The sequence below is a fragment of the Rhodococcoides fascians NBRC 12155 = LMG 3623 genome, assembly GCF_001894785.1.
In the GTDB taxonomy this organism is placed as follows: Bacteria; Actinomycetota; Actinomycetes; order Mycobacteriales; family Mycobacteriaceae; genus Rhodococcoides; species Rhodococcoides fascians.
Genome location: NZ_BCWW01000001.1, coordinates 757447 through 781367 on the forward strand (window position 1 = coordinate 757447; position 23921 = coordinate 781367).

Annotated in this window: 22 protein-coding genes; 13 read left to right on the forward strand and 9 right to left on the reverse strand. The window is 65.6% G+C overall.

Annotation, left to right across the window (positions count from 1 at the left end; translation table 11 throughout):
- Window positions 1–59: 59 nt before the first annotated feature.
- The 3 genes from RFA01S_RS03805 to RFA01S_RS03815 all read left to right on the forward strand — a co-directional run bounded on the left by RFA01S_RS03805 (window position 60) and on the right by RFA01S_RS03815 (window position 2150).
- Window positions 60–398: a YbaB/EbfC family nucleoid-associated protein gene (locus tag RFA01S_RS03805; protein WP_027494533.1), complete on the forward strand. Its 339-nt coding sequence runs from the start codon at window positions 60–62 to the stop codon at window positions 396–398.
- A gap of 9 nt (window positions 399–407) precedes the next feature.
- On the forward strand, window positions 408–1016 hold the full coding sequence (recR, locus tag RFA01S_RS03810) for a recombination mediator RecR (RefSeq protein WP_027494532.1): 609 nt from the start codon (window positions 408–410) through the stop codon (window positions 1014–1016).
- Window positions 1017–1142: 126 nt separating this feature from the next.
- A complete protein-coding gene (locus RFA01S_RS03815; RefSeq protein ID WP_027494530.1) occupies window positions 1143–2150 on the forward strand; it encodes a type IV toxin-antitoxin system AbiEi family antitoxin domain-containing protein in 1008 nt (335 codons plus the stop codon).
- Between the two features lie 32 nt (window positions 2151–2182).
- Here the strand turns inward: RFA01S_RS03815 and RFA01S_RS03820 are convergent, their stop codons facing one another.
- The 3 genes from RFA01S_RS03820 to RFA01S_RS03830 all read right to left on the reverse strand — a co-directional run bounded on the left by RFA01S_RS03820 (window position 2183) and on the right by RFA01S_RS03830 (window position 5129).
- Window positions 2183–2893, reverse strand: a complete 711-nt coding sequence (locus RFA01S_RS03820) for a type 1 glutamine amidotransferase (protein WP_032408448.1) — start codon at window positions 2891–2893, stop codon at window positions 2183–2185.
- Entirely contained in the window at window positions 2886–4148 is a 1263-nt protein-coding gene (locus tag RFA01S_RS03825) for a Mur ligase family protein (protein WP_032400335.1), read from the reverse strand. The genes RFA01S_RS03820 and RFA01S_RS03825 overlap by 8 nt, the downstream gene beginning before the upstream one ends.
- Before the next feature lie 84 nt (window positions 4149–4232).
- A complete protein-coding gene (locus RFA01S_RS03830) occupies window positions 4233–5129 on the reverse strand; it encodes an EamA family transporter (RefSeq protein WP_027494527.1) in 897 nt (298 codons plus the stop codon).
- A 72-nt stretch (window positions 5130–5201) separates the two neighbouring features.
- On the opposite strand from RFA01S_RS03830, the gene RFA01S_RS03835 reads away from it, so the two are divergent.
- Complete coding sequence (locus tag RFA01S_RS03835; protein ID WP_027494526.1) at window positions 5202–6104, forward strand: LysR family transcriptional regulator; 903 nt, start codon at window positions 5202–5204, stop codon at window positions 6102–6104.
- Here the strand turns inward: RFA01S_RS03835 and RFA01S_RS03840 are convergent.
- The 3 genes from RFA01S_RS03840 to RFA01S_RS03850 all read right to left on the reverse strand — a co-directional run bounded on the left by RFA01S_RS03840 (window position 6082) and on the right by RFA01S_RS03850 (window position 10320).
- Entirely contained in the window at window positions 6082–6459 is a 378-nt protein-coding gene (locus tag RFA01S_RS03840) for an SHOCT domain-containing protein (protein WP_027494525.1), read from the reverse strand. The two genes, RFA01S_RS03835 and RFA01S_RS03840, sit on opposite strands and share 23 nt — an antisense overlap.
- Window positions 6460–6667: 208 nt before the next feature.
- Window positions 6668–8479, reverse strand: coding sequence for a 2-isopropylmalate synthase (leuA, locus tag RFA01S_RS03845; protein WP_032408449.1), 1812 nt, complete (start codon window positions 8477–8479; stop codon window positions 6668–6670).
- 152 nt (window positions 8480–8631) lie between these two features.
- Window positions 8632–10320: an FUSC family protein gene (locus RFA01S_RS03850; RefSeq protein ID WP_032408450.1), complete on the reverse strand. Its 1689-nt coding sequence runs from the start codon at window positions 10318–10320 to the stop codon at window positions 8632–8634.
- A gap of 136 nt (window positions 10321–10456) precedes the next feature.
- Here RFA01S_RS03850 and RFA01S_RS03855 point away from each other — a divergent pair, with 136 nt between their 5' ends.
- Window positions 10457–11722, forward strand: coding sequence for an aspartate kinase (locus RFA01S_RS03855; protein ID WP_027494523.1), 1266 nt, complete (start codon window positions 10457–10459; stop codon window positions 11720–11722).
- Between the two features lie 2 nt (window positions 11723–11724).
- Window positions 11725–12747, forward strand: coding sequence for an aspartate-semialdehyde dehydrogenase (locus RFA01S_RS03860; protein WP_027494522.1), 1023 nt, complete (start codon window positions 11725–11727; stop codon window positions 12745–12747).
- A gap of 49 nt (window positions 12748–12796) precedes the next feature.
- Here the strand turns inward: RFA01S_RS03860 and RFA01S_RS03865 are convergent, their stop codons facing one another.
- On the reverse strand, window positions 12797–13867 hold the full coding sequence (locus RFA01S_RS03865; protein WP_027494521.1) for an ABC transporter ATP-binding protein: 1071 nt from the start codon (window positions 13865–13867) through the stop codon (window positions 12797–12799).
- Between the two features lie 117 nt (window positions 13868–13984).
- Here RFA01S_RS03865 and RFA01S_RS03870 point away from each other — a divergent pair, with 117 nt between their 5' ends.
- From RFA01S_RS03870 to RFA01S_RS03880, 3 genes are all read left to right on the forward strand, one after another.
- Window positions 13985–15802 carry a multicopper oxidase family protein gene (locus tag RFA01S_RS03870; RefSeq protein WP_032408451.1) on the forward strand — a complete coding sequence of 606 codons (1818 nt, stop codon included), beginning with the start codon at window positions 13985–13987 and terminating at the stop codon, window positions 15800–15802.
- A 148-nt stretch (window positions 15803–15950) separates the two neighbouring features.
- Complete coding sequence (locus RFA01S_RS03875; protein ID WP_032385994.1) at window positions 15951–16352, forward strand: DUF6855 family protein; 402 nt, start codon at window positions 15951–15953, stop codon at window positions 16350–16352.
- Between the two features lie 48 nt (window positions 16353–16400).
- The gene (locus RFA01S_RS03880) at window positions 16401–17963 is read left to right on the forward strand and encodes an HNH endonuclease signature motif containing protein (RefSeq protein ID WP_255283964.1); all 1563 of its coding nucleotides are present in this window, start codon (window positions 16401–16403) and stop codon (window positions 17961–17963) included.
- 27 nt (window positions 17964–17990) lie between these two features.
- Here the strand turns inward: RFA01S_RS03880 and RFA01S_RS03885 are convergent, their stop codons facing one another.
- A complete protein-coding gene (locus RFA01S_RS03885) occupies window positions 17991–18878 on the reverse strand; it encodes a polysaccharide deacetylase family protein (RefSeq protein ID WP_027494517.1) in 888 nt (295 codons plus the stop codon).
- Window positions 18879–18919: 41 nt separating this feature from the next.
- Window positions 18920–19099: a hypothetical protein gene (locus RFA01S_RS03890; RefSeq protein ID WP_027494516.1), complete on the reverse strand. Its 180-nt coding sequence runs from the start codon at window positions 19097–19099 to the stop codon at window positions 18920–18922.
- A 262-nt stretch (window positions 19100–19361) separates the two neighbouring features.
- On the opposite strand from RFA01S_RS03890, the gene RFA01S_RS03895 reads away from it, so the two are divergent.
- The 4 genes from RFA01S_RS03895 to RFA01S_RS03910 are packed head-to-tail and all read left to right on the forward strand — an operon-like array spanning window position 19362 to window position 23795.
- Window positions 19362–19967 (forward strand): TetR/AcrR family transcriptional regulator, encoded by a 606-nt coding sequence (locus RFA01S_RS03895; RefSeq protein ID WP_371128968.1) that lies wholly within the window; start codon window positions 19362–19364, stop codon window positions 19965–19967.
- A complete protein-coding gene (locus RFA01S_RS03900) occupies window positions 19964–21472 on the forward strand; it encodes a flavin-containing monooxygenase (protein ID WP_238325074.1) in 1509 nt (502 codons plus the stop codon). Before RFA01S_RS03895 ends, RFA01S_RS03900 begins: the two co-directional genes overlap by 4 nt.
- Window positions 21469–23160 carry a GMC oxidoreductase gene (locus RFA01S_RS03905; protein WP_032373786.1) on the forward strand — a complete coding sequence of 564 codons (1692 nt, stop codon included), beginning with the start codon at window positions 21469–21471 and terminating at the stop codon, window positions 23158–23160. Before RFA01S_RS03900 ends, RFA01S_RS03905 begins: the two co-directional genes overlap by 4 nt.
- Window positions 23160–23795 carry a hypothetical protein gene (locus RFA01S_RS03910; RefSeq protein WP_032373787.1) on the forward strand — a complete coding sequence of 212 codons (636 nt, stop codon included), beginning with the start codon at window positions 23160–23162 and terminating at the stop codon, window positions 23793–23795. The genes RFA01S_RS03905 and RFA01S_RS03910 overlap by 1 nt, the downstream gene beginning before the upstream one ends.
- Window positions 23796–23921 lie beyond the last annotated feature (126 nt).

Below are 23921 nucleotides of genomic sequence, written 5' to 3' on the forward strand. Positions count from 1 at the left end.
CTTCCGACACCGTGCGACTACGCTGGAGCTCGCTTCGACCCACGCGAGAGGACGGCACAGTGCAACCCGGTGAACAGCCCGACATGGCCTCGATTCTGCAGCAGGCTCAGCAGATGCAGCAGCAACTGATGGCAGCACAGGCGGAGATCGCCGAAACCGAGGTCACCGGTCAGGCCGGCGGCGGACTCGTCGTGGCGACCGTCAAGGGAACGGGCGAAGTGGTCGGACTAACCATCGACCCCAAGATCGTGGATCCCGACGACGTCGAGACACTGCAGGACCTGGTGATCGGTGCCATCGCCGACGCGTCGAAGGCAGCGCAGAACGTAGCGAGCGAGAAGCTCGGCCCCCTCGCAGGCGGTCTCGGCGGCGGCTCCCTCGGACTACCCGGCTTCTAGGCGAGACGAGTGTACGAAGGTCCCGTACAGGATCTGATCGACGAGCTGGGAAAGTTCCCCGGAGTCGGTCCGAAGAGCGCTCAGCGCATAGCATTTCACCTCCTGGCCGTCGAGCCACCCGAGGTCGATCGCCTCATGCGCGCGCTGCAGCGCATCCGCGACGGCGTGCAGTTCTGCATCGTCTGCGGGACCGTATCGGACAAGGAACTGTGCCGAATCTGCGCCGACTCCCGACGCGACAGGTCCATGATCTGCGTCGTCGAAGAGCCCAAAGACGTTCAGGCCGTGGAACGTACGCGCGAATTCAAAGGCCGGTACCACGTACTCGGCGGAGCGCTCGACCCACTCAACGGAGTGGGCCCCGACCAGCTGCGCATCCGAGAGTTGTTGACCCGCGTGGGAACTCAGGACGACGGCGTCGACGTCACCGAGGTCATCATTGCCACCGACCCCAACACCGAGGGCGAAGCAACGGCTACGTATTTGGTGCGGATGATGCGCGATTTCCCCGGTCTCGCCATCACCCGTCTCGCCTCCGGCCTGCCGATGGGCGGAGACCTCGAATTCGCCGACGAACTGACACTCGGCCGAGCTCTCACCGGCAGGCGTCGTATGTGAGAGCGGCTTCGCCGCACGTGCGTGGAAGTTCGTAGCAGGGGTCGAGTTTCCACTCACGACCCCGTCTATCCACAGCCTGTGGATAGATTCTGACGCGGTCACCGTAAACCGGCCATCCTGAGATACATGAGGACGAGACCGGCGGGTGCCTGGCAGCGACTACTGGACGATCAGCACGGAATCATCACCACGAAACAAATGCACGAGAACGGGGTCAACAAGGACTCCATCGACCACTGTGTGGAAACCGGGCAGTGGCTCCGGGTGTTTCGTGGAGTCATATCGGTGACCAACGGACCGCTGACTCGTGAGATGCAGCTGTCGGCGGCATTGTTGTTCGCGGGCCGGGGAGCGTTGCTCAGCCACACCACCGCCGCTGAGGAGTGGGGGTGGCGGCGGGTCAGTTCTGGGCCGGTTCATCTCACCGTTCCCTACGGGTGCTCGGCAATCAGCAGGCCGCCGACAATGCGACACGCCAAGCAGAACTTCACGTCGGAGAGCAATGAACAAATTCATCCCGGCGTGATCGTGCACCGTTCCCGAGCCATGAGCCACATCGGCGTCGAGACGAATCCGGCGCGAACGAGCGCTGCCGACACGGTGCTGGATCTGACAGTCGCGGAACCGTCGTCGAGGCAGGCGGTGATCACGCTGGTTTCAGCGATGTCATCGGGCGGCGTGAACGTCGCGGCAATGACGCGCAAGATCGAGGTCCGACGGCCGATGCGCTACCTGAAGGCGATTCTGCATACATTGGCTCTCATGCGCGACGGGGTCCATTCTGCGCTGGAGCACCGCTACGTGCTCGATGTCGAACAGGCGCACGGACTTCCGGCCGGGAAGCGACAGGCACCGGTCTTCGTCGACGGCCGTCAACTCTTCGAGGACATTCGTTACGAAATATGCGACCTCATCGTCAGGCTGGACGGCCAGGCTTTCCACTCCGCCAAGCAGCGGCGTTTTCGCGATCGACGACGCGACAATGCCGCGGAATTACGAAACCTGCCGCGGCTGATGTACGGCTGGCACGAAGTGACCGAAGACCCGTGCGGTGTGTACCGCGAAGTCCGCGAGGTGCTGGTCAGAGAGGGATGGAACGACGCGTCGTACCCCTGTGAACGGTGCACGTCGTGAGTGGAAAATCGTAGTGGGCTACGAAGTTTCACTCACGTGCGGCGGAGCCGCTCCCTGCGGAGTTGCGTGACCTCGGGGAGGTCGAGGGGAGCGAGAGTAGTGCCCAGCGCCCGACCGAGTAGGTAGTCCGCCAACTCCGGGTTTCGGGCGAGTACCGGCCCGTGCATGTACGTGCCCAGCACCGAACCCTGTACGACGCCTTCACGTCCGTCGCCGACACCGTTACCCACCCCGTGCGTGACCTTGGCGAGCGGTGCGGCATCAGGCCCGAGTGTCGTTCCGCCGCGATGATTCTCGAATCCACTGAGCTTCTGGGTGAGACCGTCGAGCGTGGGTTCGGTGACGACTTCACCGATGGATCGGGTGGCCTGGGGCGCGGTGGTCACGTCGAAGAGAGAGATGCCGTCTACGCGTTCGCCTGCGGAGGTCTCGTACCAGTGCCCGAGCACCTGGATCGCGGCGCAGATCGCGAGTACCGGCACACCGCGAGCAGCTGCGTTCTGCAGGCCCGGGTATCGGGTGAGGTGACGCGTCGCGAGGCGCTGAGCCGAATCCTCCGCTCCACCAAGGGTGTACACGTCCAACGAATCCGGGACCGGATCGTTGAGCGTGATGTGCACGACCTCGGCGTCGATGTCGCGCATCCGCAGTCGCTGGCGGAGAACGAGGGCATTGCCGTTGTCGCCGTACGTGCCCATGACGTCGGGCAGAACGAGGCCGATCCGAACGGTGGACTCAGACATCCTTGGTCTCCCGTGCCAGTGCGCGACCGAGATCGCGGAACGCGGTGTAGTTGGCCAGCACTTCGACGCGTCCCGGCGGGCAGGATGCGATGGCCTGCAACGGATCTGCGATGGTGGTGTGCTGCGAACCGGCATACAGCAGGCGGACGCCCAGGTCGGTCGCGCGTTCACCGGCCGCGACGACAGCGACGTCCTCGAAGTGCTCGAAACGCACGTCCCACAGCCACGACAGGTCTTCACCGTCGGGAATCTGCCCGTTGACGGCGATGACGAGACCGTCGCACGTGGGATCGATCATCGACAGTGCTTCCTGCCAACCGGCAGGATTCTTGGCCAGAAGCATTCGGACGGAATGCGATCCGTACTGGACGGTGGAGTAACGCCCGGCCACCTCGTCGACTCCCGATGCGGCAGCGACGGCGTCGGCAGGCGTTGCGCCGAGAGTGACGGCTGCAGCCACGGCCTGAGCTGCGTTGCCGCGGTTGGCCTTCCCCGGCAGCGCCAATGTCATCGGTAGAACGAGCCCATCGGGGCCGTAGAGATTCTCGTCGTCGAGCCACCAATCCGGCGTCGGACGCTTGAAATCGCTTCCGGTGCTGTACCAGTGCTCGCCGTCCCAGACGATGGGTTCGCCGGTACGCGGGCAGCTGACGGAGTCGCCGGCCCAGCCGCCGCCCGCGGCGACCCACACGACGTTCGGCGCATCGAATGCCGCCGAGGTGACGAGGACGTCGTCGCAGTTGGCAATGACGACGGTGTCGGGATGACGGGCCAACCCGGCGCGCAGGGCTCGCTCGATCATGTTGATCTCGCCGACACGGTCGAGCTGGTCGCGGCTGAGATTCAGCAGAACGATCGCCGCGGGATCGACGGCGTCGGATACGTGGGGGACGTGGAGTTCGTCGACCTCCAGGGCCGCCAGCTCCGCGTCGAAATGAGCGTGCAATGCCGCGACGATGCCGGCATCCATGTTGGCTCCGTCGGCCTGGGTGGCGACGTCGCCGAGAGTGGCCAGTGCGGCTGCCGTCATCCGCGTCGTGGTCGATTTGCCGTTGGTGCCGGTGACGATGACGGTGCGTCGCCCACGGCCAAGGCCGCCCAGAATGGTCGGATCGATCTTGAGCGCGACCAGACCACCGATCATCGAGCCTTTGCCTCGGCCCGCCTTGCGGGACGCCCACGTCGCCAGCTCCGCCGCGCGTAATGCCACGCGGCCGCGGGCGCCGATACGTCTGCGCTCACCCAGTTCAGCCATCCGCCGAGTCTGGCACAGAAGAGCGTGCAGTTTCACGTCGACGCTTGCTACCCCTCGCTCATTCCGCACGCTCCACTCCCGCCCTCATACCGGTACTTTCTCCAGAACTGGGGTCGGCTTCCTGGCAGCCATTCCGCCCAGGCAGCCGCCGATGACGATCGCTCCGCCGAGCAGGGCCAACAGCGACGGGGTTTCGTCGAGGAACGCCCAGGCACCCGCGATACCGACGACGGGAACCAGCAGCGAGAACGGTGCGACGAGACCGGCCGGGTTGCGGCTCATCAGGATGCTCCACAGGCCGCTTCCCATGATCGTGGCGGGAATCACGATGTACGCCAACGCGACCAGACCGGGCCAGCCCTGCGATCCGAACGAGTCGGCCAGCGCGTGCCAGCCCGTGCTCGGGCCCTCGACGACCGCCGACAGCGCCAACATCGGCACCGGCGGGATGACGGTCATCCACAGCATCAGTGTCATCGGGGAGTTGGATTTGGCCAGTCGGTTTCCGAGATTGCCGAAGGCCCAGCCCAGACCGGCGAGCAGGGTGAGGACGACAGGCAGCAGGGTGGCGTTCTGGGCGCGATCCCACCCGATGAGGACCATGCCGAGGACGGCCACACCGATGCCGATTGCCTGCCTGCGGCTCACGTGTTCGCGTAACAGCAGCGCGCCGAGAATGACGGTGAACGGAGCGGACGACTGCAGGACGAGCGACGCCAATCCGGTGGGCATGCCTGCCGCCATCGCCGCGAACAGGAAGGCGAACTGCAGGAAACCGAAGCCGAAGCCGTAGAGCAACAACCATTTCAGGGGCACCTTCGGTCGCGGAACGAACATCACGACCGGAACTGCGATGACCAGAAAGCGCAGTGCCGCGAAGAAGAAGGGCGGAAAGTGGTCGAGCCCGACGCGGATGGCGAGGAAGTTCAGTCCCCACAGAACGGCGACAGTCAGTCCGAGGAGGCGGTCGCGTGTGGTCATGCCATTTATCGTGACGGGTGCAAACAATCAGCACAATCGAATATATCCGCACCAACAGTTAAGATTTTCTGTATGAATGTGGAGCGGCTCCGGATCCTCGCTGAGCTTGCCGACCGCGGGACCGTTGCATCGGTCGCCGAGGCGATGTCGATGACTCCGTCGGCGGTGTCTCAACAGCTCAAGTTGCTGGCGCGCGAGGCCGGCGTGACATTGCTCGAACCGGACGGGCGCCGGCTGCGCCTCACCGACGCCGGGCGGGCACTGGTACTCAGAACCGACGAGGTTCTCGCTGCCCTCGCCCGCGCCACAGCAGAAATGGATCGTTATCGAGCGTCTCCGCGGGGACGCGTCCGAGTTGCCCTGTTCCCGTCGGGTGCGGCACTGCTGCTGCCCGGGGTCCTGACGCGGTTGGCGGACTCGGACGTCGACATCGATGCGCGCGACGAGGACCTGCCCGCATCCTCGGTGCCCGAGCTACTCGCCGATTACGACGTGGTGCTCACCCACCGAGACGACAGGGCTCCGTCGACGGCGGGTCCACGGATCGAGGTGACGACCCTGATGCGCGAGCCCATCGATCTGGTGTTGCCTCTCGATCACGCACTGGCGCAGCAAGGCTCGATCGATCTGCGAGACCTGATCGACGAGCGGTGGATCAGCGTTCGCGGCGGTTTTCCGGTCGACGACGTGTTGCTTTCCGTGGCCTCGGTGACCGGAGTTCAGCCGCGAGTTGTCCAACGCATCAACGACTTTCGAGTGACCGAAACACTCGTCGCGGCCGGGCACGGAGTGGCGTTGATGCCGCGCTACGCCGTTGTGCATCCGGGCCTGGTACGTCGAGAGCTCGCCGGCGTTCGAGCCGGGCGAATCTACGAACTCGCGACGAGGATGGATGCGCGGCGACTACCCGCGATCGCCGCTGTGCTCGATGCGTTCGGAGCGGAAGCGACGTTCAGGACAGCGCTTTGGCCTTGAGCGTCGTGAACTCGTCCTGATCGATGGTTCCGTTGTCCAGCAACGCCTTTGCGTGTGCGATCTCTTCGGACGCAGATCGACCGGCGACGTGCTTGATGTACTCCTCCTGCTGGTCCTGTGCGTGCTGCAGGGCGGCAACCTGACGCTTGGCCATGTTGCTGCCGTTCACGATGAGGTAGACCAGCGCGGTGAGGAACGGCGCAACGATGAGGAAGAGCACCCACAGGGCTTTGACGAACCCGGATGTCTTGTGGTCCCGAAAAAGATCTCCGATGATCGAGAACATCACCATGAGGTAGGCCACGAAGGCGAACCCGACGATGAGAAGCCAAAGAAAATCCCAGAAAGAATCCATGGCGAACTTCCATTCTCTAAGGTGCCCCGGCGGCTGATTCAGTGTGGCATTTGCGGCACCCCGTGCACACGGGTCTTTGGTCCCTTTCGTCGACCGGAAATCCCAGTGAGCCCCACGTCGACCGCGCCCGCTTTCTTTTCGTGAGGGCCCCACAACGCAACACGCCGCCCACCCCGAAAGGTGAGCGGCGTGTCGTCGAGCAGCGAAGTTACTTCAGCGCGCGGTTCACGGCCGAGACCACAGCGCGCAGTGACGCTGTGGTGATCGAGGTCGCGATGCCGACGCCCCAGACTGTGGTGGCGACACCTGCAGCCGAGGTGACCGAGGCTTCGACGTAGGCGGCGGCCTGGGCGTCGTCGCCTGCGGACAGTGCGTGCTCGGAGTAGTCGAGGACGCTGACGTCGTAACCGATGGTGGACAGCGCGTCGACGAACGAGGCGAGTGGTCCGTTGCCGGAGCCGGAGATTTCCTGCTCGACGCCGTCGACCTTGACCGTGGCGGTGATGGTGTCGGTTCCGCCGTCGATCTCGGCAGCCTGTACCGACTGCTTGATGCGCTCGAGCGGACGGATCGGCGTCAGGTACTCCTCGGCGAAGACGTCCCACATCTCCTTCGGCGAGACCTCGCCGCCCTCACCGTCGGTGATGCGCTGGACTGCCTGGGAGAACTCGATCTGCAGGCGACGCGGCAGGTTCAGCCCGTGATCGGACTTCATGATGTACGCGACGCCGCCCTTGCCGGACTGCGAGTTGACACGGATGACGGCCTCGTAGGTGCGGCCGACATCCTTGGGGTCGATGGGCAGGTACGGCACCTGCCAGGTGATGTCGCCGATGTCCGAACCCTGTTCGTCTGCCGTGACCTTCATGGCATCGAGGCCCTTGTTGATCGCGTCCTGATGGCTGCCCGAGAACGCGGTGTACACCAGGTCGCCGCCGTAGGGGTGGCGCTCGGCGACGGGCAGCTGGTTGCAGTACTCGACCGTGCGGCGAATCTCGTCGATGTTGGAGAAGTCGATCTGCGGATCGACGCCGCGGGTGAACAGGTTCAGGCCGAGCGTGACCAGGCAGACGTTGCCGGTGCGCTCACCGTTGCCGAACAGGCATCCCTCGATGCGATCGGCACCGGCCTGGTAGCCCAGTTCGGCTGCGGCAACACCGGTTCCGCGGTCGTTGTGCGGGTGCAGAGACAGCACGATGCTGTCGCGACGATCGAGGTTGCGGCTCATCCACTCGATCGAGTCGGCGTAGACGTTCGGCGTCGCCATCTCGACGGTGGCCGGCAGGTTCAGGATCAGAGGCTTCTCGGGCGTCGGGTCGATGACGGCGGTGACCGCGTCGCACACCTCTTTGGCGTAGCTGAGTTCGGTGCCGGTGTAGGACTCGGGGGAGTACTCGTAGCGCCAGTCGGTATCGGGGAACTTGGCTGCTTCTTCGAGTACCTTGCGAGCACCGTCGGTCGCGATCTTCTTGATGACGTCACGATCGGCCCGGAACACCACTTTGCGCTGCAGGATCGACGTCGAGTTGTAGAAGTGCACGATGACGCTGCGAGCGCCCTCGCACGCGACGAACGTGCGCTCGATCAGTTCGGGACGGCACTGCGTCAGAACCTGGATGGTGACGTCGTCGGGAATCGCGCCGTCTTCGATGATTTCGCGGACGAAGTCGAAGTCGGTCTGGCTGGCGGACGGGAAGCCGACCTCGATCTGCTTGTAGCCCATCCGGACCAGCAGGTCGAACATCCGGCGCTTGCGCGCGGGGCTCATCGGATCGATCAGTGCCTGGTTGCCGTCGCGCAGATCGACGGCACACCACTGCGGCGTCCGGTCGATGATCTTGTCCGGCCAGGTGCGGTCGGGGAGGGTGACGGGCTCCACTTCCTCGGCGAACGGCCGATAACGGAACGTGGGCATCGAGGAGTTCTTCTGGGTGTTCCACGCAGGCTGGTCGCTGGGCGCGGGCCGTGAGGGCGGGGTGATGGTGCGGGATCCCGAGGTGAATGCGTCGGCTGGTGACATGGTCTTCGTCTCTCCGTACAGATCAGAGCAATGGTGTTCGACCGGCGCAACGAACCCCGCGACGGGAAGCCAGTCTGGTCTCAGACCCCGTCGCGGCTGTTAAGAAGGAGAGCTCGCAGCATGGGGTGAGTGTACTACCGCAGACCGACCGCCTACCCCAGGGTTCGGGAGTCGAATTTTCCGGTCACGGTGTCGTGCCTGCGCTGCCACTGATCGATGTCGTTCGGTCGTCCGACATCGTCCCCGGTCCAACACCGTGCGAGCAGTTCGTATCCGAGATGATCGACCTCTGCATGCCGATCCCAGACTCGATGCGCCCAGCGGCGATCGTTGTGCGCCGCTTCGGCTCCCGCGAGCGCGGCACCGACCAGCTCGAACTGGACATCTCGTCGTAGCTCCATAGTGGCTGACGCCGAAGCTTTTTCGGTTCGGAGGGCCGTCAACAATCGGTCGGTCAACTCCAGAACCCGCCGATCGGACCACAGCAGCGCGCGCCGAAAAGCGCCCGGTAACAACAACCACAGCGCCGCGAAGGCAAGGGCGACGCCCACCGCGGTCTCCACCACCCGATCGACGACGATGCCGCCGAGCGGAGCGCCCGGATGCGAGATGGTGCCCATCAGTAACGCGAGTGGGGTGATGAACGTGACGGCGAGACCGTAATTGCGCGCCACACTGATCTCGATCGCGAACTGCAGCACCATCAACACCACGATCACCGCGAGACCGGTCAGCGGCGAAAGATAGATCGCCGAGAACAGCACCACTCCGGCCAGCGTTCCGCCGAGCCGCTGCATGCCGCGGTACGTCCCGTGCACACGATCCGGCCCCTGCTGGAGCACCAGGACCGCGCCGAGGATCGCCCAATCCGGCCTGCTCAAACCCAGCGCCACACTGATCCCGCCGGCACCTGCCGCCGCGCAGAACACCCGGATCGCCGTGGACGCCGCGTGCGAATCTCGATGCAACGACCGCCTCAACCGATACCCGATGCCCGGACGAGCCAGCGGCAGCTGATCTCGTGGCGATTCCACCGCACTTTCCGGATCCGGGACTGCACCGGCGCGCGCCCTCGTGGCAGCCGCAAACGCGAGATGGGCGTCGAACAGGGTCTGTACCAGCGCGGGGCGCGAGGTCCCGCGCGTCGACCCGGCCTCGTACACCGCGGCCCACGCCGCGTGCAGACGCGAGGCGGCGGTGTGCCGATCGACGACGGACGCCGTCGGCGATGTCGTGTACTTCTCGATCGCCGCCACGGCCGCACCGACGGCGGCCCGTTCGGGACCCCTCGGGTCACGCACCATCCCGGACATCGCGACCACCAGAGCCGACGCCACCCCGATCGCCGCGCACACGGCACCGCGGGTCGCGCTGATGTCGGCGGCAGGGAGGTACGACGCCACCGCGCACACCAGCACGAAGAAGAAGGCTCCGGGCGGGCCGAGTCGCAGCGCTGCCACGACGTAGACCGCGACGAGAGCGAGAACCGACAACACGGTCACCGGGATCATCCGCGCCCACCCGGTCTCGCCGAAGTCGAGGGCGAGCCGACCGGCCGTCGCGCCCAGCCACACCGAGGCCACCAGGGCGGCCCCTGCGGTCAGGACTACCCACCAGCGCGATCGATAGGGGCGGCCTTCGCCGTAGATCACCGCAAAACTGCCGGAGACCACCAGTAGTGCCTCGGTGTGGAATCCGAGCAGCCACGCCAGGATCGCCGGAACACCGAACGCCAGCGCCGAACGCAGTCCACCGGGCCAGCGCCGGCCGACGGCGGGGAGCCCGAAGAGCACCTTCAGGCCTCGAGCCGGCGGTGGTGGGAGATGTTCGGGAACGGTCACTCGAACATGTTAAGGCAGGCGAGAGGCCCTAAAGTCCCAGCTCGGAGCTACCCGGCCCACTGCTCGGGGCATTCGCTCGGTAAGGTGACCCGCGGACAATCGAACGATTGTCGGCTATCCAGCGGAGGTAAAACGCGTGGCTCTCATCGTCCAGAAGTACGGTGGATCGTCGGTGGGGACCGCCGAACGTATCCGACGCGTCGCTGAACGAATCGTCGAGACCAAGAAGGCGGGCAACGACGTTGTCGTCGTCGTATCGGCGATGGGCGACACCACCGACGAACTGCTCGACCTGGCACAGCAGGTGTGCCCGGCCCCGCCTGCTCGCGAGATGGACATGCTGCTCACCTCGGGTGAACGCATCTCCAACGCGCTGGTCGCGATGGCCATCCACTCGCTCGGCGCCGAGGCACGGTCGTTCACCGGTTCCCAGGCAGGCGTCGTCACCACCAGCGTGCACGGCAACGCCAAGATCATCGACGTCACCCCCGGCCGCGTCCGCAGCGCACTCGACGAGGGGTCGATCGTGCTCGTCGCCGGCTTCCAGGGCGTCAGTCAGGACAGCAAGGACGTCACCACGCTCGGTCGTGGTGGGTCCGACACCACCGCCGTCGCGCTCGCCGCGGCCTTGAACGCCGACGTCTGCGAGATCTACACCGACGTCGACGGCATCTTCACCGCAGACCCGCGCATCGTTCCCAACGCACGCCACCTCGAGACCGTCTCGTTCGAGGAGATGCTCGAAATGGCAGCCTGCGGCGCGAAGGTGCTCATGCTGCGCTGCGTCGAATATGCCCGTCGCTACAACGTTCCCGTTCACGTGCGCTCGTCGTACACCACCAAACCCGGAACGATCGTCTCCGGATCTATGGAGGACATTCCAGTGGAAGAAGCAATTCTCACCGGCGTCGCACACGATCGCAGCGAGGCGAAGGTCACCGTCGTCGGTCTGCCCGACACACCGGGCTACGCCGCCAAGGTCTTTCGCGCCGTGGCCGACTCCGAGATCAACATCGACATGGTGTTGCAGAACGTCTCCAAGATCGACACCGGCAAGACCGACATCACCTTCACCTGCCCCAAGGCCGACGGTCCGACGGCCGTGGAGAAGCTCACCAAGCTGCAGGCCGATATCGGCTTCGCGCAGGTGCTCTACGACGACCACATCGGCAAGGTCTCGCTCGTCGGTGCCGGTATGAAGAGCCACCCCGGCGTCACCGCGACGTTCTGTGAGGCCCTCGCCGACGCCGGCATCAACATCGATCTCATCAGCACCTCCGAGATCCGTATCTCGGTGCTGTGCAGCGACACTCAGCTCGACGACGCCGTGCGCGCACTGCACGCCGCCTTCGATCTCGGCGGCGACGAAGAAGCCGTCGTGCACGCAGGAACAGGACGATAGCCATGACCACAGTTGCAGTCGTAGGAGCCACCGGCCAGGTCGGTGCCGTTATGCGAACCCTGTTGGAGGAGCGCAACTTTCCCGCCGACACCGTTCGATTCTTCGCCTCCGCACGCTCGGCGGGCAAGAAGCTGCCGTTCCGCGGCGAGGAGATCATCGTCGAGGACGCGTCCACCGCGGACCTCACCGGTATCGACATCGCTCTGTTCTCGGCCGGTGCCACGCTTTCGCGTGAGCAGGCACCGCGATTCGCTGCCGCAGGCGCCACCGTCATCGACAACTCGTCGGCGTTCCGCAAGGACTCCGATGTGCCGCTGGTGGTCAGCGAGGTCAACCCCGAGGCCGCGAAGAACCCGCCCCGCGGCATCATCGCCAACCCCAACTGCACCACCATGGCCGCCATGCCGGTGCTCAAGGTGTTGCACGACGAAGCCGGCTTGCAGCGGTTGATCGTCTCGAGTTACCAGGCGGTGTCCGGTAGCGGACTCGCCGGCGTCGACGAGCTCGCCACGCAGGCACGCGCCGTCATCGACGACGTCGAAAAACTGGTGCACGACGGTTCGTCGGTCGATTTCCCGGCCCCGAACAAGTACGTCGCGCCCATCGCTTTCAACGTTCTGCCGCTGGCCGGCGCGTTGGTGGACGACGGATCCGGCGAGACCGACGAGGACCAGAAGCTGCGCAACGAATCGCGCAAGATCCTCGGACTGCCCGACCTGCTGGTCAGCGGAACGTGCGTGCGTGTACCGGTCTTCACCGGGCACTCGCTGTCGATCAACGCCGAGTTCGCTTCACCGCTGTCAGTGGAACGCGCTCGTGAACTGCTGGCCTCCGCACCGGGTGTCTCGCTGGTCGACGTACCGACGCCGCTGGAAGCTGCAGGCAAGGACGACTCCCTCGTCGGCCGCATCCGCCAGGATCCGGGCGTCCCCGAGGGCCGCGGACTCGCGCTGTTCGTCTCGGGCGACAACCTGCGTAAGGGTGCCGCGCTCAACACTATTCAGATCGCCGAGCTCCTGGTCTGAGGTCGTGCGCGTTGTGTGTCCCCAGGGGTACGCACAACGCGCACGACGGTCAGTTCAGGCGGTGACCTTCGGCGGAGGCGTCGAAGATGTGCGCATGGGCTTCGTCGATGCGGACGTGAACGCGGTCGCCCTTCTCGGGCGGGCTGCGCCAATCGGCCCGAGCGACAATGGTTTCGGTCCGGCCGTTGATGTCCGCGCGGCCGAACACGAAGGCCTCGGAACCGAGCTCTTCGACGACGTCGATCTCGAGAGCTATTCCGCTGCTTGCGATCTCGATGTGCTCGGGACGAATGCCGAACATCACCTCGGTCGCGGAACCGAGCGTCTGACGTGGGACCGGGACTACCTGATCGGCCAGGCGGACGCCGCCGTCGGTGACCGGAGCGCGGAACAGATTCATCGACGGTGAGCCCATGAACCCGGCGACGAATGCGTTGACCGGGGTTCGGTAGAGCTCACGCGGGGTGGCGCACTGTTGCAGCACACCACCTTTCAGGACGGCGACGCGATCACCCATCGTCATGGCCTCGACCTGATCGTGCGTGACGTAGACCGTCGTCGTGCCGAGCCGACGCTGCAACTGAGCGATCTGCGTCCGCGTCTGAACCCTCAATTTGGCGTCGAGATTGGACAGCGGCTCGTCCATCAAAAACACCTGGGGCTGCCGAACAATGGCGCGCCCCATGGCAACTCGCTGCCGCTGGCCGCCGGAGAGCGCCTTGGGCTTGCGGTCCAGGTACGGCTCGAGGTCGAGTAGCTTGGCGGCCTCCTCGACGCGAGTGCGAATGTCCTCCTTGTTCGCCTTCGCCAGCTTGAGCGCGAACCCCATGTTCTCCGCGACGGTCATGTGGGGGTACAGCGCGTAGTTCTGGAACACCATCGCGATGTCGCGATCCTTGGGTTCGGAATTGGTGACGTCCTTGCCGCCGATGAGGATGCGTCCCGAGTTGACCTCCTCGAGCCCGGCGAGCATCCGGAGCGACGTCGACTTGCCGCACCCGGAGGGGCCGACCAGAACGAGGAACTCACCGTCCTCGATGTGCAGATCGAGCTCGTTCACCGCGGGGGTGTCGGAGCCGGGAAAAAGCCTGGTCGTGCGCTCGAAAGAGATTGTTGCCATGACGAAATAGATCCCTCCACCGGCAGGAACGTGCCGGACGATCCGAGTGTGGGGTGACGGCGGGAGCCGACCAGCACATAGTATGGGCCCCATCACAACCAGGAGGAAGGTGGCCGGGTGAGCGGCTCCGTGTCCAGACGCACCGCCCTACGTGGGCTGGCGGCGGCCGCAGTGGCAGCCGGAGCAGCAGCGATACCCGTGGCGTCGACGACGCGTCGAGCACTGGCCGACGACTTCCTCCGCGGGCAGAGCCCACTGCTGTTCCATTCGCCGCCGCTGACGCCGTTCCGTGACGAGCTACCGCGGTTGCCGCTGATCAGCGGTACCGAGATCTCCCTGGACGCGCACAGCGCCACCCACTCGTTCCACGCCGATCTCAGGCCCGCGCCTACGTTCGGCTACGGCCAGTGCGACTACCTCGGGCCCACCATCGAATCGCAGCAGGGCCAGCCGTGGACGCTGAAGTACTCCAACACCACCGCAGGCAACCCACTCGCCGCCGACGTAGACACCTCGCTGCACGGCATGAGCGAGATGGATCGCACGATGACGCCGACGGCACTGCACCTGCACGGTGCCGTCACCGAACCCGCGAGCGACGGGCACTCCGAGATGCTGGTGCGCCCGGGTGAGTCGATGACGCACAACTTCTCGGGTCTGAACGACGCCGCCGGACTCTGGTACCACGACCACGCCATGTCCATGACACGTATCAACGTGTACGCGGGCCTGCTCGGGATGAACCTCGTCCGTGATCGGTGGGACACCGGCACATCCGACAACGCCCTCGGTCTGCCCTCGGGCGAATTCGAGTTGCCGTTGGTGCTGCAGGAAAAGATCATGAATCCAGACGGCAGCATGAGTATCCGCTCCAATATCACTGTGCCGCAGGGTAAGTGGGAGGGCGGCGGTACCGGCGACGTCGGCGTCGTCAACGGCAAGATCTGGCCGACGATGGAAGTGGCCCGGGGCATGTACCGGCTGCGGCTCGTCAACGCCGGGTCGTACAGCGTGTGGAACCTCTTCTTCACCAACAAGTTACGATTCTGGGTCATCGGAAACGACGGTGGATTACTCGACGCACCGGTGGAGACCACCAGCATCCGGCTCGCACCCGCCGAGCGCGCCGACATCCTCGTCGACTTCGGAGCCGTCGAGGCAGGGGCGTTGGTCGAGTTGCTCAACGACGAGCCGCCGCCGGCGCAGGCCGCGTCGCTCGGAGCCGTCCCGATGCCGATGTTCTGCCAGTTCCGCGTCGCGTCCGCGGTGGGGTTCCGGGGTGGCATGCCGTCGTTGCTGCGCGGGGGAAAGGGGCAGCCGGATCTGTTGCCCGCGTTGCCGACACCCACTTTCTCGCGCACCGTCACCGTCAACCAGCCCTCCGGTGGGCTGAACCTCGACATGACGCTGATGAACCTGAACAACCTGCGGTACTCCGACCCGGACATCGAGATGCCCAAGCAGGGCACCGTGGAGATGTGGAACATCGTCAACACGACGGTCGAGCCGCACCCAATTCACCTGCACCTGGCGCACTTCCGGACGCTGGGACGCATTCCCATCGACCTCGCGGCATACCAACGAGACTTCCCCCGGCCGACGTTCGGCACCAAATGGGCTCCGCCGGTGGAAAAGTTCCTCACCGGCCCCTCGGTGCCGCCGGCCACCTGGGAAGCCGGGTGGAAAGACACCGTCAACACGTACCCGGGCACCGTCACCCAGATTCTGGTCCGATTCCCGACGGCGGACGAACTCGGCTTCGATCCCGACGCCACGTTCGCTGGACCGGCCGCACACCACGGCGGTCACGATATGAGCGGTCACGACATGCCGGCTGCGGGTCCGTCCGAACTGCAGGGGTACATGTGGCACTGCCACATGCTCGACCACGAGGACCACGAAATGATGCTGCGGTACCGCACCGTCGCTCCGTGACGCACGACCCCGAACGTGGTTAGGGTCGCGAGTTGGTTGTGTTCGCCGTCAGGTCGGCCCACACTGACCGTGCCGTGTAAGGCAATGACCGTGCTCGGTCGGTCTTTCTGCCCGTCGGCTGACTGCGACGACTGAACGGACCCAGGCCATGACCAGCGGAACGAAATCCGACCCGTGGGCTCTCACCACCGCCCCCGGCACCTCGGCGTACACCATGTACCGTGATCCCGACCACGAGCCACCTGCCCTCGTGTGCCAGGTGGGGTCGACGACTCTTCGATACCGCATCGAGGCAATCGAAGACCTGCACGGTTGGCTCACCGAACGTGGCGACTGGGTGTTACTCGGTGCCGCTGACGAGAAGAAGCCGGCAGCGCCGGACACGGTCGAAGCGTGGGGGCGCTCGCCGGACAACCCGGTCGGTGGTTGGTACGGGCTCAGGAACGGATACCGCGGCCGCTTCGGCATGTATCTGCCACCGCTACTCGAAGAGCTCGGCCTTGCAGAGCTCACCCACAATGCGCGGAACAACAGCATGCGCGCCTTGTAAGGGGCTCGTTGAAAAAGTCTGTCGGTGGGTGGGTATAGCTTTCGTGGTGTGAAGACATGGGGGGATGTGTTCGAGCTCGGGGACCAGGAATTGGTCTCCGAGCTCGCCGATGTGACCTCCCTCGAAAACGCTCTCGCAGCAAAGAGATTGACGTTGCTCGCCGAGATCGACCGACGCGGCTTGGCGATGAAACTCGGGCACTCGTCCGTCACCCGCTGGTACGCCCGATCGATACGGATCACCGACGGATCCGCCGCCCGCCAGAACGCACTGGGGTACTGGCTGTTCGATCACCCCACCGTGCTCGACGCCCTCGCCGACGGCCGCATCCATGCCGCACACGCCGCCGCCATCGCCGAGGGATACGACGTCGCGCTGGTGGCCGACCCGACGTTGGATCAGGAGCGCCGCGACGGAATTGTCGCCGAACTCCTCGACACCGCGATGCGCAACACCGCGGGGCAGGTGACCTCCCGCGCGCAGGCTTTGGCGCATGCGGCCGCGGACGACGCCCGAGCACGACACGCGGAAGCCGAGAAACAACGCCGAGAGAAAGAACAGCAGGAACAGGAGCGTCGCGCCGCCGACACCGCCACGTCCTCCGACCGACACGGCGACCCGACACCGGATCCGGAACCGCCTGCGCCCGAGCCTGTTCCGCCGACACCTGCACCGCGACCGGTGTCGGAGAACTCGGCACTGAACCGGTTCGACCTGCACCCGCTGGCCAACGGCCGCTTCCAGGTCGGTGGCGACATCGACCTGTTGCTCGCCGAGAAGCTGCTCACCGCTCTGTCGCCGTTGACGGCACCGCGACCAGGTCCCGGCGGGGAGCGCGACCCACGCAGCCCGTCGAAGCGCCGGGCCGATGCACTCGATCAGATCCTCGACCGACACCTCCGCGGCAGCACTCGTGGGTCGGCGGGCGGGTCGCGGGCGTCGGTGCACCTGATCGTTCCCCTGCGGGACTTGCTCGCCCACGGCGCAAACAAGCAAACGGTCAGCACCGCAACGGAATCGGGCGACACCGGTACGGGCGCGGGGAGCTCCTCGAACGGCGGCGACAGCAACGGCTCGCGTCCGCATGGAGTGGCTCGAGGGGATATCGCTGCTCACGGCGAAGCGGCATCCGGATGTGGTGGTGCCGTGCAGAAATGTGTCCCCGAGCCGGGCGACGCGGACTGGCCGTTCCACCTCGACTGGACCGGGCCCATCAGTCGCTTCCTCGCCGAGCTGGTCACCTGCGACGCCGACCTGACCCCCGTCATCGTCGACCACCACGGCGTACCACTCGCGCTCGGACGAACCACCAGACTCGCCTCCGACGACCAACGCATCGCCCTGACCATCCGCGACACCTGCTGCGTCATGTGCGGCCGCCCCGCACAGTGGTGCCAAGCCCACCACATCAGATTCTGGGAACACGGCGGCCCCACCGACATCGACAACCTCGCGCTCGTCTGCGGAGAATGCCACCGCCTCGTCCACCACGGCGACTGGCAGCTGCTGATGGGCGACGACGGACACCCCTACGCCATCCCACCCGAATCCGTCGACCCCAGACAGGAACCCCTCCCCAGCTACCACCGACGAAAACAACGAGCAGCCTGACTCCACGCCGACAGCGGTCCAGCCGATCTATCGGACGGGAGGTACAACCGTGCGGTAGTGCGCCGCGATGTCGCCGGGGGTGGTGAACCAGACGCCGTCGTTGTTGGCGGTCAGGTGCTCGAGTGCAGCACGGAACCGTCGCAGTCGGTAGGGCTGTCCCGTCAGGAAGGTGTGCACGGAGATCGCGAGCACCACCGGTTGCCTTGCCGAGTTCTCCTTCAGCTCGTCGAAGCTTCCGATGATGTTGTGCTCGAACGCTTCTGCGGTCTGATGGTGATGGACGAACATCGGCAGATCGTTGATCTCGTGGGGATACGGGACGCTGAGCAGTGGGCCGCCGCGGGTCTGTAGCCACACCGGTTGGTCGTCGACGGGCCAGTCCAAGGTGTACTGGTAACCGCGCTCCGCGAGGAGGTCCTCGGTGACGCGGCTCGGGTTGGCGCCGGGGCTCATCCATCCTCGGGGCGGCGCTCCCTCGTGTCGCTCGATCGCGGCGGTGACATCCTCGATAGAGCGGCGTTCGGCGTCCTCGTCCTGATCGTTCGGTTGCACGGCATTCGTTCGGCCGTGTGCGACGACCTCGGCGTCGAGTGCTCGGAACGCCGCGGTCAGCTGCGGAGCGTGCTCGTACACCTCGGTGTTGACCAGCAGTGTCGGCCGAATTCCGTACTGCTGCAATGTCTCTGCGATGCGGAAGCCGCCGACGCGATTGCCGTATTCGCGCCAGCCCCAGTTGTACGTGTTGGGTTGGTCCATCGCGGGCGTGTAACCCAGGCCGGGCTGCCCGTCGTCATACGGAAAGTGCTCGCAGTTGACCGCGACATACACCGCGAGACGTGCGCCGCCCGGCCACTCGAACCGAGGCCGATCGACGATGGGGGAGTACTCGAAGCGGCCATGCGAGGGGAGAGCCATGGCCGGGGTATTGCCCGCGGCGAGTCGGCACAAACTGTCGGTCAGTCGGTGTGAGTCGCGACGTCCACCAGGTGGGCGATCTGCGGGTCCCGTGGCTCGAACACTCCGATTGCCGCCAGCTGCGGTGCCAGCTCTTTCAGCGTCGCGATCAGTTCGTCGTGAGCCTCGGTCCCGGGTTCCACGTCGCGGAGCGCGTGCGCATTCGCGACGAACGCCGCCACGGTGCCTTTCCTAATCCGGAGTCCGTCGAACGAGGATCATTCGTTTGAAGTGCGTCCTGGGGACGCACCGAATTGCCGGTCACGGTGGATCTCTTCCGTCGACGTGAGACGTGCCCGCCCCCCCCTGGAACGTGGGTGTGCCCGATATCCGCGCGACGATTGGCTCTCGCGATGGCGGGGTCTTCGCTCGAGATCGGAGTGATGAGCGCAGTTGCGACAAAACTTAAAGTCAGGCTGGACTGTTTGTTGTTTTGACGCTACTGTGCGAAGTGTGACTACCGACACAGAGCTCAGCGACGGCGCGCCTACCCCGCGCCGCACGCAGGCCGAACGCACCGCGGGGACCCGCGCAAAGTTGCTCGATGCAGCCATCGAGTGCCTCGTCGAGCTGGGTTTCTCGAAGACCAGCACGCAGGAGATCGCGCGGCGTGCCGGAGTATCCCGTGGAGCGCAGCTGCACCACTTCCCGACCAAGGAGACGTTGGTGACCGCTGCCGTCGAGCATCTCGTCGACCGCCGCCTGTCCGAGATTCTGGAAGCCGAGCCCGATCCGGAACGCGGACCCGAGATCCTCGTCGACGCGTTCTCGGGCCCGCTGTTCTATGCCGCGCTCGAGCTGTGGGTCGCGGCACGTACCGATCCGGCTCTGCACGAGGCAATGGTTCCGCTCGAGCGCCGCGTCGCCGAGGCCATCCAGAGCGGCGCTCAGATCGTCATGGGTAGCCGCATGTCCACCGAGTCCATCGAGCTCAGCGTCGAGCTGGCACGCGGGCTCGCTGTATCGGCTCTGTTCCGTACCCCCGAAGCCGACGCGCAGCTGCGCGGACGGCTCCTCCCCGTCTGGTCCGAAAAGGTGATGGACTCGTGAATTCTGCACTGCCCCAACAAGTCGACGTGCTCGTCGTCGGAGCCGGTTTCGCCGGCCTCGCCGCGGTGGCGAAGATCCTCGCCGCCGATCCGAGTGCCGACGTGACCGTCATCGAGCGAGCGTCGGAGGTGGGCGGCACATGGCGGGACAACACCTACCCCGGGTGTGCGTGCGATGTCCCGACGTCGTTGTACTCGTTCTCGTTCGCGCCGAGCCCGAAGTGGAGTCACACCTTCGCGCGCCAACCGGAGCTGTTCGACTACCTCCAATCGGTGGTCGAGCGGCTGAACGTGCGGGATCGCATCGTCACCGATTGCGAACTGCTGTCGGCCGATTGGAGTGACGCGGACCAGCGGTGGACCGTGCAGACCTCGAAGGGCGCGGCGAGCGTCAGAGTTCTCATAGCTGCCACCGGCGCACTGTCGACGCCGAAGATCCCGGACGTCCCGGGCATCGACACATTCCAGGGAACTGTGTTCCACTCCGCGACGTGGAACCACGAGCACGATCTCACCGGAGAGCGCGTCGCCGTGATCGGCACTGGAGCGTCGGCGGTGCAGTTCGTGCCCGAGATCGTCGACAAGGCCCAGCGGCTCACCGTCTTTCAGCGCACACCCGCCTGGGTAATCCCACGTCTGGACCGCACCATCGGCCGGGTCGAGCGGACTCTGTACGAGAAGGTCCCCGCGGCTCATCGCGCGGTTCGCGGCATCATCTACGGGTACCGCGAGGCATACGTGACCGTGCTGGCCGACAACCCGTGGATGTTGCCCGCCGTCAAGGCATTCGCGAAGGCCAATCTGAAGCGTCAGGTCAAGAACCCGACGAAGAGGGCGGCTCTGACCCCCGACTACGCACCCGGCTGCAAACGTCTTCTGCTGTCCAACGATTGGCTGCGGACGCTGGATCGACCCGACGTCGACTTGGTGACATCGGGCCTGACGTCGGTGACCGAGAACGGCGTCGTCGACGCGTCGGGCCGCAACTACGAGGTGGACACCATCATCTTCGCGACGGGGTTCACCCCGACCGAACCGCCGGTGTCGCATCTGTTGCGCGGCAGCGATGGTCGTACTCTCGCGGAGCGCTGGGGCGGTAGCCCGCAGGCCCACCTGGGTACCACCGTCGCCGGGTTCCCGAATCTCTTCCTGATGTACGGCCCCAACACCAATCTCGGGCACAGTTCGATCGTCTACATGCTCGAGTCGCAGGCCAATTACGTCGTCTCGGCGCTCAGCGAGATGCGGGACCATCATGCAACCGCCGTCGAGGTATCCGAATCCGCTCAGCAGCAGCACAACTCGTGGGTCGACTCTTCTCTCGACGGCACAGTCTGGAATGCCGGCGGCTGCTCGAGCTGGTACCTCGACGCCAACGGACGCAACTCGACGATGTGGCCCACGTACACGTTCCGGTTCCGCAACAAGACGCGAACGTTCGACACCTCGAATTACCGACTCGTCTCCGACACCCGTGAATCAGACAAGAAGGCGGTTTCCGCATGAGCGACTACGACGTACTGATCATCGGCTCCGGGTTCGGCGGGAGCGTCGCCGCGCTGCGGGCCGTCGAGAAGGGCTACCGGGTGGCGGTGCTGGAATCCGGCCGACGGTTCGCCGATCACGAATTGCCCAAGACCAGTTGGCGTTTGCGTAAGTACCTGTGGGCTCCGGCGCTCGGCTGCTACGGCGTCCAACGTATCCATCTGTTGCCCGACGTGCTGGTGATGGCGGGGGCAGGCGTCGGCGGAGGCTCGCTCAACTACGCCAACACGCTGTACCAGCCGCCGACGAAGTTCTTCGAGGACCCGCAGTGGGGTGCCATCACGGACTGGAAGCGTGAACTGAATCCGTACTACGACCAGGCGCGTCGGATGCTCGGGGTCGAGACGAACCCGACGATCACTGCCTCGGACAAGGTCATGAAGGAGGTCGCCGAGGACATGGGCGTGGGCGACACGTTCACCTCTACTCCGGTGGGCGTCTACTTCGGTGACCGTGGCAAGACTGCACCCGACCCGTTCTTCGGTGGTGCCGGCCCGGAGCGGACCGGGTGCACCGAGTGTGGTTCGTGCATGACGGGTTGCCGCGTCGGCGCGAAGAACACCCTCGTCAAGAATTACCTCTACCTCGCCGAACGTGCAGGCGCACACATCCTTCCGCTGACGACCGTCGTGGACGTCCGCCCGAACGGCAGCGGCTACGACGTCGTGACGCGCCGCACCGGCGGCAAGCTGCGCCGCAAGGAGAAGACGATCACCGCCGATCAGGTGGTCTTCTCGGCCGGCACCTACGGAACGCAGAAGCTCATGCTCGCCGCGAAGGAGAAGGGCTCGTTGCCGCGGCTGTCGAACAAGATCGGTTCGTTGGTACGTACCAACTCCGAGGCCGTACTGGCCGCAACGGCGCGCGGACGCGAGGTCGACTACCACGAGGGAGTGGCGATCACCTCGTCGTTCCACCCGGACGATCACACGCACATCGAACCGGTGCGATACGGCAAGGGCAGCAACGCGATCGGGCTGCTGCAAACCGTTCTCAGTGACGGCGGCGGCAAGGTGCCGCGGATTCTCAAGACGCTCGGAGTGGCGCTGCGTCACCCCGGCGCGGCGGCCCGCAGTCTGTCGGTCCACAGGTGGTCCGAACGCACCGTCATCGCTCTGGTGATGCAGACCGACGACAACTCCCTCGAGCTGGGCTCGAAGAAGGGGCCGTTCGGGCGTCGACTGACGAGTCGGCCCGGGGCGGGCGATCCCCCGCCGCAGTGGATTCCGCAGGGGCACACGGCCATCAGGTTGCTCGCCGACAAGATCGGCGGCGATCCGGGCGGGTCGATCGCCGAGATCGTCAACATTCCGATGACCGCGCACTTCCTCGGCGGCTGCGCCATCGGTGATTCACCGAACACCGGTGTGATCGACGGCTACCAGCGGGTGTACGGGTACGAGGGCTTGCACGTGCTCGACGGGTCTGCCGTCAGCGCCAACCTCGGCGTCAATCCGTCTCTGACCATCACCGCGCAGGCCGAGCGGGCAATGGCGTTGTGGCCCAACAAGGGTGAGCCGGACCGTAGGCCTGCCGTCGGCTCGGGTTATGTCGAGGTGGCACCGGTTCAGCCGTCCAACCCGGTGGTGCCGGTGACCGCGCCGGGCGCGCTGCGCCTGCCGCTGACCGTCGTGGGGAGGGACTCCTGATGTGGAGCGTCGCCGAGTCGGAGACCGAGCGCACCGATTGGCCGGTCAGCCCCGCAGCGCCGTGGCCGGCGAACGTCCGGGCCACGATCTGGTGGCATCGCGCCCGGTCGTCGGATTTCGCTCCCGCCGGCGCGAAGACGTTGCCGATCACGATGTGCATGGTCGTCGACTACATGACGTCACCCGTCGGTCCCTACCGCGAGATACTGGCGAGCCCGGTGTTGCGCCGGGACGTCGGAAAGATTCCGCGCATGTCGGTGCCGTTCATCGCCGTCGATTCCGCGACGTCGGTGCACGGCGGCAGGACCAACTGGCATCTGCCCAAGGTGCTGGCCGAGTTCGACGGCGACGTGCTGAACAAGGCCGGGGTCAGCGGTGGGGACTGGTCGGTGCGGACCGGCTCCCGCGGCTTCGGGCCCGCATTTCCGATGCGCGGATCGATCGGGTTCGCGCAGCCGGTGCCCGGCGGATCGGCTCTGGGCGTCGCGAGCTTGAAGGGGAAAGCCAGGTTGGCCCGAGTGCAGGTGGATGCGTCGGGGCCGACGCTCGATCGCTGGATGCCGTCGGGCACGTATTTCGGGTTGCAGATCGTGTCGGGTTCGATGCGGACGGGTGAGGCGCGGCTGGTGCCCTGACGGCAATCCTTTTCTTGACTTAGTACAGATTGATGGCATGCTGGTGGTCGAGCTCGAGGGTTTATGCCGCGTGAGTACGGGCATTCCCCATGAGAATCCGGCCGCGCCCTCGGCCGCACAGATTTC